At 42.0% G+C, this 14,927-nt stretch carries 15 protein-coding genes and 1 pseudogene; 4 read left to right on the top strand and 12 right to left on the bottom strand.

All coding sequences use genetic code 11. The features are described from left to right. Window positions 1–57: 57 nt before the first annotated feature. From ACTXGH_RS12970 to ACTXGH_RS12945, 6 genes are all read right to left on the bottom strand, one after another. Window positions 58–2,676 carry a copper-transporting P-type ATPase gene (locus ACTXGH_RS12970; RefSeq protein ID WP_439297046.1) on the bottom strand — a complete coding sequence of 873 codons (2,619 nt, stop codon included), beginning with the start codon at window positions 2,674–2,676 and terminating at the stop codon, window positions 58–60. 115 nt (window positions 2,677–2,791) lie between these two features. Continuing rightward, window positions 2,792–2,944 (bottom strand): hypothetical protein, encoded by a 153-nt coding sequence (locus tag ACTXGH_RS12965; protein ID WP_286708072.1) that lies wholly within the window; start codon window positions 2,942–2,944, stop codon window positions 2,792–2,794. 98 nt (window positions 2,945–3,042) lie between these two features. After that, window positions 3,043–3,321, bottom strand: a complete 279-nt coding sequence (locus tag ACTXGH_RS12960; RefSeq protein ID WP_025645689.1) for a DUF5676 family membrane protein — start codon at window positions 3,319–3,321, stop codon at window positions 3,043–3,045. Between the two features lie 112 nt (window positions 3,322–3,433). Further along, window positions 3,434–4,087 carry a methyltransferase family protein gene (locus tag ACTXGH_RS12955; protein WP_068037334.1) on the bottom strand — a complete coding sequence of 218 codons (654 nt, stop codon included), beginning with the start codon at window positions 4,085–4,087 and terminating at the stop codon, window positions 3,434–3,436. Between the two features lie 129 nt (window positions 4,088–4,216). Then, a complete protein-coding gene (locus tag ACTXGH_RS12950) occupies window positions 4,217–5,560 on the bottom strand; it encodes an APC family permease (protein WP_068037337.1) in 1,344 nt (447 codons plus the stop codon). Window positions 5,561–5,705: 145 nt separating this feature from the next. After that, a complete protein-coding gene (locus ACTXGH_RS12945; protein WP_037059145.1) occupies window positions 5,706–6,182 on the bottom strand; it encodes a DUF305 domain-containing protein in 477 nt (158 codons plus the stop codon). A gap of 101 nt (window positions 6,183–6,283) precedes the next feature. Between ACTXGH_RS12945 and ACTXGH_RS12940 the strand changes: the two genes are divergently transcribed. After that, window positions 6,284–6,724, top strand: coding sequence for a helix-turn-helix domain-containing protein (locus ACTXGH_RS12940; RefSeq protein WP_439297437.1), 441 nt, complete (start codon window positions 6,284–6,286; stop codon window positions 6,722–6,724). Window positions 6,725–6,732: 8 nt separating this feature from the next. Next, a pseudogene (locus ACTXGH_RS12935) lies at window positions 6,733–7,116 on the top strand (transposase family protein); the annotation flags it as partial. A 78-nt stretch (window positions 7,117–7,194) separates the two neighbouring features. Here the strand turns inward: ACTXGH_RS12935 and ACTXGH_RS12930 are convergent. The 6 genes from ACTXGH_RS12930 to ACTXGH_RS12905 form a co-directional block, all read right to left on the bottom strand. Further along, window positions 7,195–8,196, bottom strand: coding sequence for a copper resistance protein B (locus ACTXGH_RS12930; RefSeq protein WP_443559230.1), 1,002 nt, complete (start codon window positions 8,194–8,196; stop codon window positions 7,195–7,197). Between the two features lie 25 nt (window positions 8,197–8,221). Beyond that, window positions 8,222–9,919, bottom strand: a complete 1,698-nt coding sequence (locus ACTXGH_RS12925) for a copper resistance system multicopper oxidase (RefSeq protein ID WP_439260842.1) — start codon at window positions 9,917–9,919, stop codon at window positions 8,222–8,224. Window positions 9,920–9,986: 67 nt separating this feature from the next. Beyond that, entirely contained in the window at window positions 9,987–10,616 is a 630-nt protein-coding gene (locus ACTXGH_RS12920; protein ID WP_025645678.1) for a DUF411 domain-containing protein, read from the bottom strand. Window positions 10,617–10,755: 139 nt separating this feature from the next. Next, window positions 10,756–11,352 carry a c-type cytochrome gene (locus ACTXGH_RS12915; RefSeq protein WP_025645677.1) on the bottom strand — a complete coding sequence of 199 codons (597 nt, stop codon included), beginning with the start codon at window positions 11,350–11,352 and terminating at the stop codon, window positions 10,756–10,758. A 125-nt stretch (window positions 11,353–11,477) separates the two neighbouring features. Continuing rightward, window positions 11,478–11,756 (bottom strand): hypothetical protein, encoded by a 279-nt coding sequence (locus ACTXGH_RS12910; protein ID WP_193006275.1) that lies wholly within the window; start codon window positions 11,754–11,756, stop codon window positions 11,478–11,480. A gap of 134 nt (window positions 11,757–11,890) precedes the next feature. Next, entirely contained in the window at window positions 11,891–12,217 is a 327-nt protein-coding gene (locus ACTXGH_RS12905) for a hypothetical protein (RefSeq protein WP_439296989.1), read from the bottom strand. Between the two features lie 227 nt (window positions 12,218–12,444). Between ACTXGH_RS12905 and ACTXGH_RS12900 the strand changes: the two genes are divergently transcribed. After that, on the top strand, window positions 12,445–13,179 hold the full coding sequence (locus tag ACTXGH_RS12900) for a heavy metal response regulator transcription factor (protein WP_025645672.1): 735 nt from the start codon (window positions 12,445–12,447) through the stop codon (window positions 13,177–13,179). After that, window positions 13,169–14,722: an ATP-binding protein gene (locus ACTXGH_RS12895; RefSeq protein ID WP_439296988.1), complete on the top strand. Its 1,554-nt coding sequence runs from the start codon at window positions 13,169–13,171 to the stop codon at window positions 14,720–14,722. The genes ACTXGH_RS12900 and ACTXGH_RS12895 overlap by 11 nt, the downstream gene beginning before the upstream one ends. The last annotated feature ends 205 nt before the right edge of the window (window positions 14,723–14,927 follow it).

The following is a 14,927-nucleotide window of genomic DNA, read 5'->3' as shown; positions in this document are numbered from 1 at the left end:
TCTTGTTTAGACCAGTATGTGTCAGTGTGCTTTAGAACACTTTTTACCGTACCAGAATTATAGTTTCAAACGGCGCAATCGCAGCGCGTTAGCAATCACCGAGAATGACGACAAGCTCATCGCTGCCGCTGCTATCATCGGACTGAGCAGAAGCCCAAATATGGGATAGAGCACACCTGCGGCAATAGGAACACCAAGTGCATTGTAGATAAAGGCAAAAAACAGATTCTGTCTGATATTGCGCATGGTGGCGTGGCTAAGCTTATAAGCTTTGGCAATGCCCATTAAATCACCTTTTAGCAGGGTAATGCCCGCACTCTCCATCGCCACATCGGTACCGGTTCCCATAGCGATACCAACATTAGCTTGCGCTAGCGCTGGTGCGTCGTTGATACCATCACCCGCCATAGCGACCAATTTACCGCTGTCTTGCATTTCTTTGACGATACGGTTTTTATCCTCTGGTGAGACATCCGCATGAACTTCATCAATACCTAGTTTATTGGCGACTGCCTGCGCGGTTTTTTCGTTGTCACCGGTTAGCATCACAACTTTTAAACCTGCGTCATGAAGCAGTGAAATAGCCTCTTTAGTGCTTGGTTTAATAGGGTCAGCAACTGAAATAATACCAGCAGCTTTACCGTCTATAGCCACAAACATTACCGTTTCTCCGTCTTTTCTACGGACATCAGCTTTAGTGGACAGCTCATTATCAAAACTATTTAGGCTTTCCATAAGCTTAGAGTTACCAATAGCGACTTTCTTACCATCGACCACGGCTTGTACGCCTTCGCCAGTAGTCGAATTAAAGTCAGTAGCTTTAGGAATAATGAGTGATCTTTCTTGAGCTGCTCTAACGATAGCTTCTGCTAAAGGATGCTCGCTAGCGCTTTCTACTGAGGCTACCAATGCGAGGAACTCGTCTTCATTTTGACCTACCTGCGCATCAATTGCGGTAAGCTCGGGCTTACCAGCGGTCAGTGTTCCGGTCTTGTCGACGACAATGGTATCGACTTTTTCCATACTCTCTAACGCTTCAGCATTTTTGATGAGGACGCCGTTTTGCGCGCCTTTGCCGGTACCAACCATAATGGACATCGGCGTCGCTAGACCAAGGGCACAAGGACAAGCAATAATCAGTACCGCAATCGCGTTAACCAAAGCATAGGTCATAGCGGGCTCAGGGCCGAATATCGCCCAGACAATAAAGGTTATGATAGAGCTGACAATAACAATAGGTACGAACCAACCCGCCACTTGATCTACCAAGCGCTGGATAGGCGCGCGGCTACGCTGGGCTTCAGCAACCATTTGTACAATTTTAGATAATACTGAATCTGCTCCAACATTGACCGCTTCGACTAATAGCGTTCCGGTGCCATTTACCGTACCACCAGTCACTGTATCTCCTGCTACTTTTGATACAGGGATTGGCTCACCCGTCACCATTGATTCATCAACATTACTATTACCATCGATCACTGTACCATCTACGGGTAGTTTCTCACCTGGTTTAACCCGTAGCTTATCGCCAGTGACGACCTCATCAAGCGAGACTTCGACTTCTTCACCGTTTTCATCGACACGTCTTGCGGTTGGTGGTGCGAGCTCAAGCAAAGCTCTAATCGCACCTGAAGTTTGACTTCTAGCTTTGAGCTCTAATACTTGACCCAGTAGCACCAAGGTCACAATGACCGCTGCCGCTTCATAGTAGACTCCGACTTGACCAGAGGCATCTCTGAAACTGTCTGGGAAAATATCGGGGAAAAAGGTCGCGACAATACTAAAAATATAAGCAGCGCCTACGCCTATCGCAATCAAGGTAAACATATTTAGATTGCGGCTTTTTATAGACTGCCAGCCACGGACGAAAAACGGGGCGGCGCCCCAAAGCACTACAGGGGTCGCGAGCACTAACTCAGCCCATTGTAAGATCTTTGAAGAGATACCATACTGACTAAAATTAACTACGTTTAAGTCAAACATACCGCTCATCACATATATTAATAGCGGTACAGTCAACACGGTACATATCCAAAAACGACGAGTCATGTCGTCAAGCTCTGAGGTGTCCTCTTCACCGATAGTAAGCGTTTCGGGCTCAAGCGCCATACCACATATCGGACAACCGCTATTTCTAACGTCTCTCACTTCAGGATGCATAGGACAGGTATATACCGTGCCATCGTAATCAGCAGGTACTTTATCGTATTTACCGCCTTTAACAGATTTTACTCCGCTACTATCAGTATCCTTTCCATGACAGCTAGCGTGACTATCATCTTTAGCAACTTCGTCTTCAGGTTTAAGAAACATGCCACATATTGGGCAGTCACTTTTTTCAACATCTCTTACTTCTGGATGCATAGGACAAATATAAATCGTGCCGTTATAATTTTCTGGTATCTTGTCGTACTTATTGCCTTCGACAGACTTTAACTCATTACTATTATTAGCATCCGCTTTATGACAATGCGCATGACTGCCCTCATTACTGTTGGATTCAGCAACCTCGTCTTCAGGTTTGAGAAACATGCCGCATATCGGACAATCGCTCTTCTCAGTATCTCTAACCTCAGGATGCATCGGGCAGATATAAACCGTACCACTATAGTTTTCTGGCACTTTATCGTACTGACCACCTTTGATAGATTTTTCATCGGCAATATGTTTCATAAAATCACTCCTTGAAGACAATAAATAAAGCTTTTAAAGCACAATCATCAACCTTTAATTGCTATTCATCTAATTACTAATCTAGATATCTCGAAAATTAAGTTTCAATTGGAACTTAATCTTTATTACGCAAATATTTGAGTAAGGCCATAATAGTCAATATCAGTACCGCAAAAACCAGTACTGTAAACAATAAGGAGACAATAGATTCTCCCCAACCCATACCGTGCATCGATCCATTCATCATGCCGTGCATTGACCCATTCATTATGATTTCTCCTCAGTCTAAACTGTGATCACTCCAACTCTTCAATTAATTTTTACTCGAACCGAAGAGGTTTACTGACTGTTAATATATCAATATCTTTAGCGCACTTTGGCGAACCAACGATATAGTGGCACGAACAAGATGGCGAAATACCAACCGTAAAGATATGATTCTACAAGTCCAATTAGAAAACCTGTCCATGTTAACCACTCAAAGCCAGGTAGTAGAGGTGCCCAAGCTTCGTGCATCGCTATCTGTTCGGGTGCGAGTAAACCAAACCCTATGCATAATAGATAACTAATAAGTAGAAACAACGATACACTATTGCCAACAGGGGCAATCCTTAAAGTACTTGTTGTTAAGTTTGATTTGACCATCTTAGTAATCCTCACTATTGTATGATGTGGTTCAAGCTCAAGATAACCAATCGTATCTAACCATGCTAACTCTAAGGATTTGTATGAATTAAAGCTTTATCCTGTATTGATATTACTTTTTAACTCGTGCGGCGGCGGCAAGTTGACGCCATTGACCCCATTGAGGAATAAACATTGGCACTTGCTGTTTGTAAGCAAGGTAGTCTTTACCAAACTCTTCAAACATATGCCGTTCCTCACGTCGAGCTAACCATGTGTATACAAGCACAATCACTGGAAACAGACCGATTGAAAACAGAGTTGGCCAATGCACCACACCCTCACCGAACAGTGCAATAAACAACCCGGTGTACTGAGGATGACGTACGTAGGCATAGAGTCCATCAGTTACTAAACGATTTTCCCCTCGTGCTTTGTGGACTTGGCGCCAACCTTGAGCAAAAAGACCGACTCCTAAAAATGCAATAGCATAGCCGAGTAGCATTGAGATCATCATGCCTGTCTCACCTAAACCAACAAGGGTCGACCATAAGCTAGCGCTGACATATTGGCTGTCCAAACCAAAAAACCGTACTAATAAATATATAGTGAGCGGAAAGCCATACATTTCTGCGTAAAGTGCAATAATGAAAGCCTGAACTACACCAGCACCCGCCCATTCACGCCAGTTCTTTGGTGCGAAATAACGGTAAAAGAACCAAGAAATCAGAACAATAACAATTAGTGCGAGACCCCAAGTTCCAGCGTGATTAAATGACTCATTCATAGCTTACTTTCCCTGTTGTCTTTATGAATATCGTATTGCATGAAATCAATTCTTGAAGATAGTAAGCAGACGCTTAAATCTATGCAATTTTTAACCAAACAATTTTCTGTAAACTCTTTGATGTTACTGTCAATGATGGTCTGCAAGCGTATCTTTTTCGATAGCTTTTTTCCTCGCTGAAGATTTCAGGTAAACCTGCTCAGCCACAGCAATCACTACAATAGTGACGACTGCTACGCCAAGTACGAATGGATCTGAGTTTAGTTTAATCCAGACAAAACCGCCGAGAACCAACAGGTCAAGAAGTATGGCCACTATAGGCACCCACATCACCGCCTTTATATCCTGACGAAGGTATCGCAAAACACCCCAATGAATGGCGATATCCATAATTAGATAGAAAACAATGCCAAGCGCTGCAATTCGTGATAAGTCAAATAACGTCGTAAAAGCTAAACCCAACACCACAGTATAGACCAACGTATGTTTTTGAACGCTTCCCGGCATTCCCAAATGACGATGAGGCACCAGCTTCATCTCAGTCAACATAGCAAGCATACGAGAGACTGCGAAGATGCTAGCAAGGAGGCCGCCAGCGGTAGCTACCATTGCGATTGCAACTGTGAACCATAGACCATAGTCGCCAAGTGCTGGGCGTGCGGCGGCAGCCAAGGAGTAATCTTTAGTTTCGATGATTTCGGCAAGAGATAGATTACTAGACACCGCGAAACCGACTAGAGTGTAAATAACTACGCATATTGCGATTGATATTACAATGGCACGGCCGACGTTGCGATGAGGATTTTTTACTTCCGAGCCACTGTTGGTAATCGTGGTAAAGCCTTTAAATGCCAGTATGCCTAGCGCCGTTGCGCCAAGAAAGTCACCAACAGTATTAGTGTCATCTAATGTAGAAGAATCAACTGCAAAGCTATCAGCTAGCCAGATACCAACCAACCCGAATATAAGAATACCGACAATTTTTATAATACCGATAACCGATGCAACCCCCTGAATCCAACGATTACCAAGTAAATTGATAAAGAACGCAGCAAGAATAAGCGCGGCGCCAAGGATGGATACCATGCGACCGCTGTCATCGCCACCGAATAACTGCATAGTGTATGACCCGAACGTCCGGGCCAAAAAGCTCTGCGCTATAACCATGGAGAAATACATCAGCAGGGCATTAAATCCAGTCGGTAAACGATCTCCGTATGCCTGATGCAGGTACATTGCAACACCGCCAGCCGACGGGTAAGCGTTAGAGATTTTGATATAAGAATAGGCACTAAAAGAAACAACGATTGCGGCGGCTAGAAAAGCAAGTGGGAAAAGCGAACCCGTCATCTGAGCCATCTGACCGGTCAGAGCGAAAATACCAGCACCGATCATGACACCGGTACCTAGCATAACTGTTCCTGATAATGTCAAACTATCCTTCTGATAGCGAGTCGTTCTATCTTGCTTCATACTTATTCGACCTTAATCTATTTCTTCGTAGAACTTCAGTTTTACAGGTTATTTTTGAAGTAAGGAGTAGGTATAGTTAGAATTAAAAGACGCGATATAGTAAATAGTTTTTAAAGAAGAGCTTACTTATTGGTATCATAATATATTATTCCAACTCATCAATAAGTGCTTGCATCTCACCGATTTCACGCTTTTGTGCTTCGATAATGTCATCAGCAAGCTGACGTACACGTGGATCTTCGATATCAGCACGCGAACTGGTCAAAATAGCAATCGAGTGATGCGGTATCATCGCCTGCATCCAATCCACTTGATCGACCGTTTGTTGTGATCTAACGCCCCATAAACCAAAGGCAAATAGCACGACACTAATCCCATAAACCATTAGATTGACCTTAGTCTTTTTATACATATTGGTCATAAAGGCGAGCATAATAATAGCCATCATAGCGCCCATATATAACGCCATATAAGCTCTGGTTTCGCTAAAATAAACGTGATCCCATTGATAAGTATTAAAATACATCATGATAAACATCACGACTGTCGATGTTAAAATCATGATTGTGAACTTTACATAAGGGTTCATTTGCTTCTGTTTATTATCCATATGGTTATTCATATTCTTGTCCTTAATTTAGTAAAAAGGCACCTAAATAGACCTCTTGCAAAAGTAATTATAAGACACAACGTATATTATTGAACTCTACTTACTTAATAGATATGCCAAACATAGATAAGCTACTCAAACAAAGTGACGCTGGTTTTAAACGCTACACTGGCATTCATAAAGCCACCTTTTATAACATGCTTGAGGCCATGCAAGAGCATGAAGCATCTAAGACCAAATCAGGTAGACCAAGTGTGCTCAGTCTTAAGGAGCAGATACTACTAGCCCTGACTTATTGGCGTGAATACCGCACGCTTTATCATATCAGTATGGACTTTGGTATTCATGAGTCTTCTGCTAGCCGTATCATTCGTAAAGTAGAAGACGTACTTATCGATTCAGGTAAGTTTGAATTGCCCAAAAAGCTGCCTAGTCGTGTCGATGAGAACATCAATTGGTCAGTCGTCATTGTCGATGCCACCGAAACCCCTATTGAGCGTCCAAAAAAAACCAAAGAGACTACTACAGCGGTAAGAAAAAACAACACACCTTAAAAGCGCAGGTTATCGTTCATTGGCAAACTGGTTTGATACTCGATGTGCAAACCTGTAAAGGGTCAATCCACGATTTTAAGCTGTATAAAGATACTTGTCCTGATTGGTTGCCTGAGAATACTAACTATCTAGCAGACAGTGGTTATCAGGGTATAGCAAATCTACATAAGCAAACTTTCACACCATTTAAGAAACCTCGTGGTGGTCAGTTATTGGAGATATGCAAACAGGCCAATCACTATCTGGCAAAGTTCCGTATTGTGGTTGAGCACAAAATAGGCTTAATCAAGTTGTTTAAAATCGTGGCTCATAAATATCGCAACCGTCGTCAGCGCTACGATCTTAGAATGAAGCTATTTGCTGGTATCATTAATTCCGAGCTTAAACTATGACTTTTGCAAGAGGTCTAATAAAGAGGTGCCTTTTTTTAGAGCTAGTGTTATAAACTGTTGTTACTTACATGGTTAACACTAGAACCAAAATTTCACACCAGCTGTAACGCTACTAGAATCAACAGCTTCGTCTTCTTGACGTCGCAAATCTCTTGCGTTGCCTAAAGCGGTCTCATAGCTGATACCCACATAAGGCGCGAGCTGACGACTTAACATCTCGTAAGTAAGCCTAACGTCAGCCCCAAACTCATTAAAGCCTTTAGTAATATGGTTATCTGTATCATCTTTGCTAAATGCCGTCAGCTCTACTTCTGGAATCACTACCCAATGTTGATCTAAGCGCCACTCATACTCCGCACCTAGATCTAGACGAACTTGCCCATCAGTATATAAATAAGCTCTAGCATCGGTTTCGATGAAGTAAGGTGCAGTGCCTGCAATACCAGCCATCACGGCAGATTTATCATTTTCGGTATCATAAGCAACACCGGCTTCCCCATTCCAAAAAATACTAAGTGGCTTCCAGTAAGATAGTGAGGTTAAGCTATCAATTTCTTTATCATCTTTAGTTTGGATACTACCTTCGCTACGTAGCGTTACGCGGTTGCTGTCTGTACCGTACCACGTATCAAACTCATAATTGATTTGATCATCGTCAAATTGATAGCCCAAATCGTCTACTGATACGCCCCATAACGGTAAGCTACCCATCATCACAGGCTTACCAAAGCGACCATAGGGAACACCGTTCGAGTAGTCAGGGCTTCGAGCATCGGCTGGTGCTTCGCCACCTTGCATTCCTGACATGTCCATACTGCCATGATCCATGCCCGACATATCCATGCCACTATGATCCATACCTGACATATCGCCCGACATATCCATGCCACTATGGTCCATATCTGACATATTGCCCGACATATCCATGCTGCTGTGATCCATATCTGACATATCCATACCAGACATGTCCATACTGCCATGATCCATGTTCGACATCTCAGCAGCGTTTGCTAAAGGTGACATTAGTAGCATCAAAGATGACATGCCAATAAACGGTAGACCTACTTTATATATTTTCATAATAAGGCTCATATTCGAAGGTTTATTAAACAACGGCAACTTCTCTAAACATCCCTGCTTCCATGTGATAGAGCAAGTGGCAATGCCATGCCCATCTGCCAGCTTCTCCGGTGACATCAAAGCTTATCTTTTGTGCAGGCTGTACCATTATCGTATGCTTACGTACTTGAAACTCACCTGAAGGCATCCGCAGATCGCTCCACATACCATGCAAATGCATGGGATGATTCATCATGGTGTCATTGACTAAGGTAATACGTACGCGCTCGTTGGGCTTAATATTGACCGGTGCGGCATCTTTGAACATAACCCCGTCTAGAGCCCAAATATAGCGCTCCATGTTTCCCGTCAGATGTATTTCAATCTCTCTGGTGGGTTTGCGCTGCTCTGCCATTATCTCATCGCCGACAGAGCGCAACTGACTATAATTCAAAACCTTTCTATCAATGTTACGTAGATTAATACCAGGGTCATCAAGGTTCATACGCGGACTATCAACGCGCATATCGGACTTAAAGTCATATTCTGTTTTGGCATGTTTAGCGTTATAGCCATTCGATCCCATGGCGCCCATCATGTCGGCCATCGTCAGCCATTCGATTTTGTCCATAGCAGGTATCGCAGGACGAGCACCTTTTTTGGTAGCAAGCGTTGTCGCAACATAGCCTGACCGATCTATGTTTTGAGCAAATATGGTATGCGCGTCTTTAGTGGGCGTCACGATGACATCATAAGTCTCGGCCACCCCAATACGGAAATCATCGATATCGACGGGACTGACATCAATCCCATCCGTCGCGACGACTTTCATTTTTAGGCCGGGGATGCGTACATCAAATATCGTCTGCGCTGAACCATTAATAAAACGTAGTTTGACAGGCTGTCCAGCCTTGACAAGTTGCGTCCAGTTAGCCGCTGTGGTTTTACCATTCATCAGATAGGTAAAGGTTTTTTCACCAGACAGATCAGTAAAGTCTGTCGGCATCATGCGCATCTGATTCCACATTTTGCGCTTATCAAAAGCAGCTTTTAGATCTGTTGCGGCAATATCGGACAGTAGCTTTTTAAAATCTGGTAAATGATAATTATCAAAGTCTGCGCGTTGCTTTAATAGTTTAACCAAGTTGTGCGGGTCACGGTGCGTCCAATCACTGAGCAAAATGACATGGTCTTCCTCGATAGGATAGCGTTCGCGCCCTTTAGGTTCAATCACAATAGCCCCGCGCATACCGGTCTGCTCTTGGAAGCCAGTATGCGAGTGATACCAATAAGTGCCTGACTGTGTCAGTTTAAATTTGTACGTGAAGGTGCTACCCGCAGGAATACCATCAAAGCTGATACCCGGTACGCCATCCATCTCAAACGGCACTAAGAGGCCATGCCAGTGAATAGAGGTCGACTCATTCAGCTGATTATGGACTCGAATGGTGACCGTATCGCCTTCTTGCATCTTAAGCGTTGGCGCAGGCAGTGAGTCATTTATCAGCGTTGCCATGCTTGACTTACCGTTGACCGTTATCATCTTCTCACTGACATAAAGATCAAATTCATTACCCGTTAGTATAGGTACAATGTGATCGGCTCTATCACTATTGACTACGACATTTTGGCTTTTAGTTAAAGCACTATTAGCCATCGTCGGTAGTGTGGATAGCATCGACGCGCCGAGCAAGGTGGATGACCCTGTCAAAAAACGCCTGCGGTTAAATCTGTTTTTATTCATAATATTGACCTAAGTTAATCCATGAAATGAGAGTTGAACTTATATATCTGATAACTTATTAATAGAACTACATCTGCTGCGCTGGCGACTCAATAGCCGCATACACTTGAGTGCTGCCATCCTTGTTCAATTGCATGACTTTATAGGGCATAAATTTATCTTGATATTCCATGCCCGGACTACCAACTGGCATACTCGGTACCGCAAGACCGATGGAATCAGTTGGCGGATTGGCTAGAAACTGTGCCATGTATTTGGCAGGAACGTGACCTTCAAAAACATAACCATTAGTAGTGACGGTGGTATGACAAGAGCGCATTTGCTGCGGGACACCGTAACGCTCTTTAAATAAAGATAAATCTGTAACGTCTTGCGCAGTTGCGCTTAGACCATGACCTTCGGCATAGCCTACCCATTCTTTGCAGCAGCCACAATTAGCATCTTTGTAAACTGTAGCCGAGACGTTTTGTAGAATTGTCGACCCAGTACCTGAATTAGCACTGACAGACATCATTTGCGGTTGTGGTTGCTCTATTTGAGCACTTTTGGTGGCAAGCGTTGGCTCAGTTTGAGTAGAATTTGAAACACTAGTATCGGGCTGACTACAAGCCATTACTGTTGACGTTGCTACTAGTAAAAGAGCAGAAGCTGATACCTTTTTATGTCCATTGCCCATTATATTTATATAGCGTCTCATAACTTACTCCTAAGCGTCTGCTTATCTGTTGAACCTTCTAAAGATTTATACCCTATAACTAAGTGTAGTATAGGCAAAGTTTAAATCCCAAAAGGCAGCACTATTTAGCACTGCGCTTTTATAAAGGAATATGGAAGAATTAATGCTGCATTCCAGCTCCACCTTCTGACATATCCATCATGTCGCTATTCAGTGACATATCCATCATGTCATCATCCAGTCTAGTGGTTAGCATGGTATACTGATTCTCATTTAACTCAGGTAGTGATCTAATAAAAGCGACCATTGCCCACATTCTATCGTCGTCATGAGAAGCACCCCATGCTGGCATGCCTGATGCCATAATACCGTGCTTAATCGCCCAAAAACTTTGCTGAGCTCCTGCATCCGTTTTATAACGATCAACTACTTGCGCATTAGTGAAATTAGGTGGCTTAGGGTATAGGCTCTCACTAAAATCAGTGCTCTCTACCCCAGGAGACAAATGGCAGCCTGCGCACATATCTTTGTAATCGGCACCGCCTGAGCTAATCATCTCTACTTTTTCTAAATCTGGAACAATAATGTCCTTGCTAGCGTAGGCTATTGAACGGGTACGAGCCGTCTCCAAGAAATTATAAACCAATGGACTATGTCCTTGATCAGCGCCAATATTAATGACACCACTCATAACCACAGTAAAGACACCAACAATAGCGACCACGACAGTGAAAAGTACTCCTAGTAAAAACTTCATGGGTTTATCCTAAAATCCATTTTCTTTAATACCCTACTCTTAGCGTCTACAAATATTTCCTACAAACCCTTATTACTGATTGATGAAACTATCTAGCAGTAATAAAGGATTTATAAAATCAATGTTTAAGAGTCACTTTTATCTGTTACGCAGTGCTTTTGATACATTTGTTTCATTTTACCCATGTTAGCCATCATTGATTTCATAGCGGGATCGTTCATGTCCATCTTGCTATGATCCATTTTTTGCATCATTTGCATATGCTTTTCCATTTTTTCACAGTTCATTTGATCTTTTTCAGCATGCATTTTAGGATCATGTGCTAGAGCTGAGGTTGAAACGACTAGAGCGACGGCAGTGGCTACGATTGCTTTAGGTAAAGACTTTGATTTAAAGAGTGACATGGTTAATCCTTAATTGATTTAGTTGAGGGTACATAAAGCTTTAGGATATTAATTCAGTCTAAAGCATAACTTATTGATTCTGACAGAGAGATGACAGCAAGATGACAATATTGTCATCTTGCTACTTTTATATTTTAATGCTGCACGTATTCATTTAGTATGGCATCAGCATTTCTATCACGATCGCTACCATATTTTTTTATAAAATACTTTTCAGACTGCAGATGTTGATCTTGATGCTGAACTTCGCAAGCGACTCGTGCATCAACATAGCTTTTCATTTGAGCATCAGACATCTGCGCGTTATTGTGATCTAGATTTCTGGCAAACGTAGTTAAGTTATCGCAATTATCGATAATTGAAGTGCTTAGATTGGTAGTATGCGCATTAGCTGCTGATATACCGATAAGCATCGAAGCGGATAGCAGCACCACTTTTTTGAATGAACGATAGCTTTTCATATAACATCCTTAATAAATTATTAAATATTGAAACTAATTACCTGTAGTAATAATTCATAGTAGCTACTCGTATCAAGAATGAGCCGCTATGTACTATAGGTATAGATTAACAAACGAAGACTGACCATTTGATGACGAGCGCATGACATCTTTGTCAGATACCAGTCCGTTTTGTCATTTATATTGATTTGGGTATTATAAAATCATAATTATATTGAAGGATTACTATGAAAGTACTACTAGTAGAAGATGAATTAAAACTCGGCGAATATGTAAAAAAAGGCTTAAGTGAAGCAGGCTTCATTGTTGATCATCAGCTGACAGGTTTAGATGGCTACCATGCTATGATGACTGAAGAGTTTAGCGTGATACTCATGGATGTTATGCTGCCTGATGTTAGCGGTTTTGAGCTAGTACGTAATTACCGAGCGGCTGGCAAGCATACGCCAGTGTTATTTCTAACCGCAAAAGATGATTTAGATGACAAAATCAAGGGGATTGAGATTGGCGGTGATGATTATCTGACCAAACCTTTTGCCTTTGCAGAGTTAATAGTCAGGATAAAAAGCTTATTACGACGCGCCAATCAAGCCGACTATAAAAGTACGCTCATGCAAATAGCGGATCTCAAAATGGACATTGCCAAGCGCACTGTACATAGAGGAGACACGCCCATTAAACTAACCGCAAAAGAGTTCTCCCTATTACAGTTTCTATTAGAGCGCCGCGGTGAAGTATTACCACGCTCAATCATTGCTTCACAAGTATGGGATATGAACTTTGATAACGATACTAATGTGATTGATGTGGCAATAAGACGTCTGCGTATAAAAATAGACGATGAGTTTGATACCAAGCTAATTCATACTGTGCGTGGCATGGGCTACCGATTAGATGCTGTCGACGTTTCAGCTAGTAATAAAGCTGCCAGCGAAACGGAAGATAGCCAATATGATAAATAGATTGGACAATCGACGCTTACCCTTACTATGGCGAACTGTGTTTTTATTGACGATGTTTGTCGTTTTATCGCAGTTGATAATCTATATCTGGGTACAGCACTCTGTTAAAGGCCATTTTGAGCAAATGGATGCTGAAATCATTACCCACGCAGCCTTTAATCTACGTAAGCGCGTAACAGAGGCGGATAACCAAATAGCCTCTCAGACACTACCTAAGCCTCAAAGTCCATCAAACACTCAACAACCGCTAAGCTCGAAAGCTTCTTCAAATCTACTTCCTACAATAGCCACAGAAAATGATGATCACCTGCATTCATCAGCGCTAGATTACGATCTAAAAACTATCATTGCTGATAAAGAGGGGCGATTGCTATCTAGTACTCCCAAAAACTTTGCTAATGAATTAAGTGCCGACTTTAACCTATTATCATTACAGCAAAATCATGATGACAGACAGTTTGTAATAAATATTAAAGACAGACGTTATCGAGCTATGGTTATTGGAGACGATGACATGCTTGCCCTTATCGCCTTACCCATTGACGTGCATCATCAGTATTTATTACAGTTTAACCGTCAACTTAGTCTGATCCTATTTGCCATCACACTACTGTTGGTTTCAATAGCAGCCTTAAGCGTGTATTGGGGTTTTGCCCCTTTATCCACTATCGTGCAAAGGATGAAAGGTATTCATCCTGAAAAATTGAGCGAAAGAGTAATAGTTAGTGATATGCCATTAGAGCTAAGACCTTTAGCAGAATCCTATAACTCGATGATGGCTAAGCTTGAAAGCAATTTTGAGTCGTTGTCGCGATTTTCAGACAATATCGCGCATGAGCTACGCACGCCAATAGCGACGCTGATTACGCAAACGCAAGTCATGTTAAATAAGCCTAGAGAGGAAGAGGAATATGTCGAACAATTACATCAGCAACATGACACCTTAGAGCAATTATCGGCGATGATTAACAACATGCTACTGCTAGCAAAAACCCAAAAAGGACTGAGTGATTCGCAAGTGACTACTGTAGATACTGAGGTCCTAATCAATAAGCTGTTAGATTACTTTGAAATGATTGCCGAGGATCGTAAAATAACTTTTGTAAAATTAGGAGATTTTAAGGCAGTATTAGGCGATGAAGGTTTATTACAAAGGCTATTTGCTAATCTGCTATCAAACGCGATCTACTACGCCGCTAGTAATAGCGTCGTCACAATATCAGCCACTGTCAACACTCCAAATACTTCCGTTAATAATTATAAGATGCTTGAAGACGATCAAAGTAACACTCAAACCGCGAAGCAATCTTGGCTAGAGATAACTTTTACTAACCTTCTAGAAAAACCTCTAAACCAAAGCGAAGCAGATCGATTGTTTGAGCGCTTTTATCGTCATGATAAAACTAGCCAGCACCATTCAGGATCAGGTTTGGGTTTATCTATCGTTCAGGCTATTGCTAATGCTCATAAAGGGACGGTCAATATCACTAACAAAGATGAGTATTGTTTTGAAGTTACTGTAGGATTATTGATTGCTAAGTAGCATACACCTCAATATCCTAGTGTTCAAAATATTAATAATATGTAGACCTACTATAGGTCTATTTTATTTTGATAAGTCGAAAGGCTCTGAATGCTATTATTCATATAGTGTATAAGGCTAGATTATGATGAGCTATGCTGAAGAAACCGTACAACTAAACTTGGTAAACTAAGCGTATTGACAGGAGTTTACCATGACCAAGAAA

It is taken from the genome of Psychrobacter sp. 1Y10 (assembly GCF_052259005.1).
In the GTDB taxonomy this organism is placed as follows: domain Bacteria; phylum Pseudomonadota; class Gammaproteobacteria; order Pseudomonadales; family Moraxellaceae; genus Psychrobacter; species Psychrobacter saeujeotis.
Note: the sequence above shows the minus strand (reverse complement) of the source record. Positions and strands in the feature narration are given on the sequence as shown.

Coding starts and splice junctions, on each gene's coding strand:
- ACTXGH_RS12970 (WP_439297046.1), bottom strand. CDS start 2,676: ATGAAACATATTGCCGATGAAAAATCTATCAAAGGTGGTCAGTACGAT.
- ACTXGH_RS12965 (WP_286708072.1), bottom strand. CDS start 2,944: ATGAATGGGTCAATGCACGGCATGATGAATGGATCGATGCACGGTATG.
- ACTXGH_RS12960 (WP_025645689.1), bottom strand. CDS start 3,321: ATGGTCAAATCAAACTTAACAACAAGTACTTTAAGGATTGCCCCTGTT.
- ACTXGH_RS12955 (WP_068037334.1), bottom strand. CDS start 4,087: ATGAATGAGTCATTTAATCACGCTGGAACTTGGGGTCTCGCACTAATT.
- ACTXGH_RS12950 (WP_068037337.1), bottom strand. CDS start 5,560: ATGAAGCAAGATAGAACGACTCGCTATCAGAAGGATAGTTTGACATTA.
- ACTXGH_RS12945 (WP_037059145.1), bottom strand. CDS start 6,182: ATGAATAACCATATGGATAATAAACAGAAGCAAATGAACCCTTATGTA.
- ACTXGH_RS12940 (WP_439297437.1), top strand. CDS start 6,284: ATGCCAAACATAGATAAGCTACTCAAACAAAGTGACGCTGGTTTTAAA.
- ACTXGH_RS12930 (WP_443559230.1), bottom strand. CDS start 8,196: ATGAAAATATATAAAGTAGGTCTACCGTTTATTGGCATGTCATCTTTG.
- ACTXGH_RS12925 (WP_439260842.1), bottom strand. CDS start 9,919: ATGAATAAAAACAGATTTAACCGCAGGCGTTTTTTGACAGGGTCATCC.
- ACTXGH_RS12920 (WP_025645678.1), bottom strand. CDS start 10,616: ATGAGACGCTATATAAATATAATGGGCAATGGACATAAAAAGGTATCA.
- ACTXGH_RS12915 (WP_025645677.1), bottom strand. CDS start 11,352: ATGAAGTTTTTACTAGGAGTACTTTTCACTGTCGTGGTCGCTATTGTT.
- ACTXGH_RS12910 (WP_193006275.1), bottom strand. CDS start 11,756: ATGTCACTCTTTAAATCAAAGTCTTTACCTAAAGCAATCGTAGCCACT.
- ACTXGH_RS12905 (WP_439296989.1), bottom strand. CDS start 12,217: ATGAAAAGCTATCGTTCATTCAAAAAAGTGGTGCTGCTATCCGCTTCG.
- ACTXGH_RS12900 (WP_025645672.1), top strand. CDS start 12,445: ATGAAAGTACTACTAGTAGAAGATGAATTAAAACTCGGCGAATATGTA.
- ACTXGH_RS12895 (WP_439296988.1), top strand. CDS start 13,169: ATGATAAATAGATTGGACAATCGACGCTTACCCTTACTATGGCGAACT.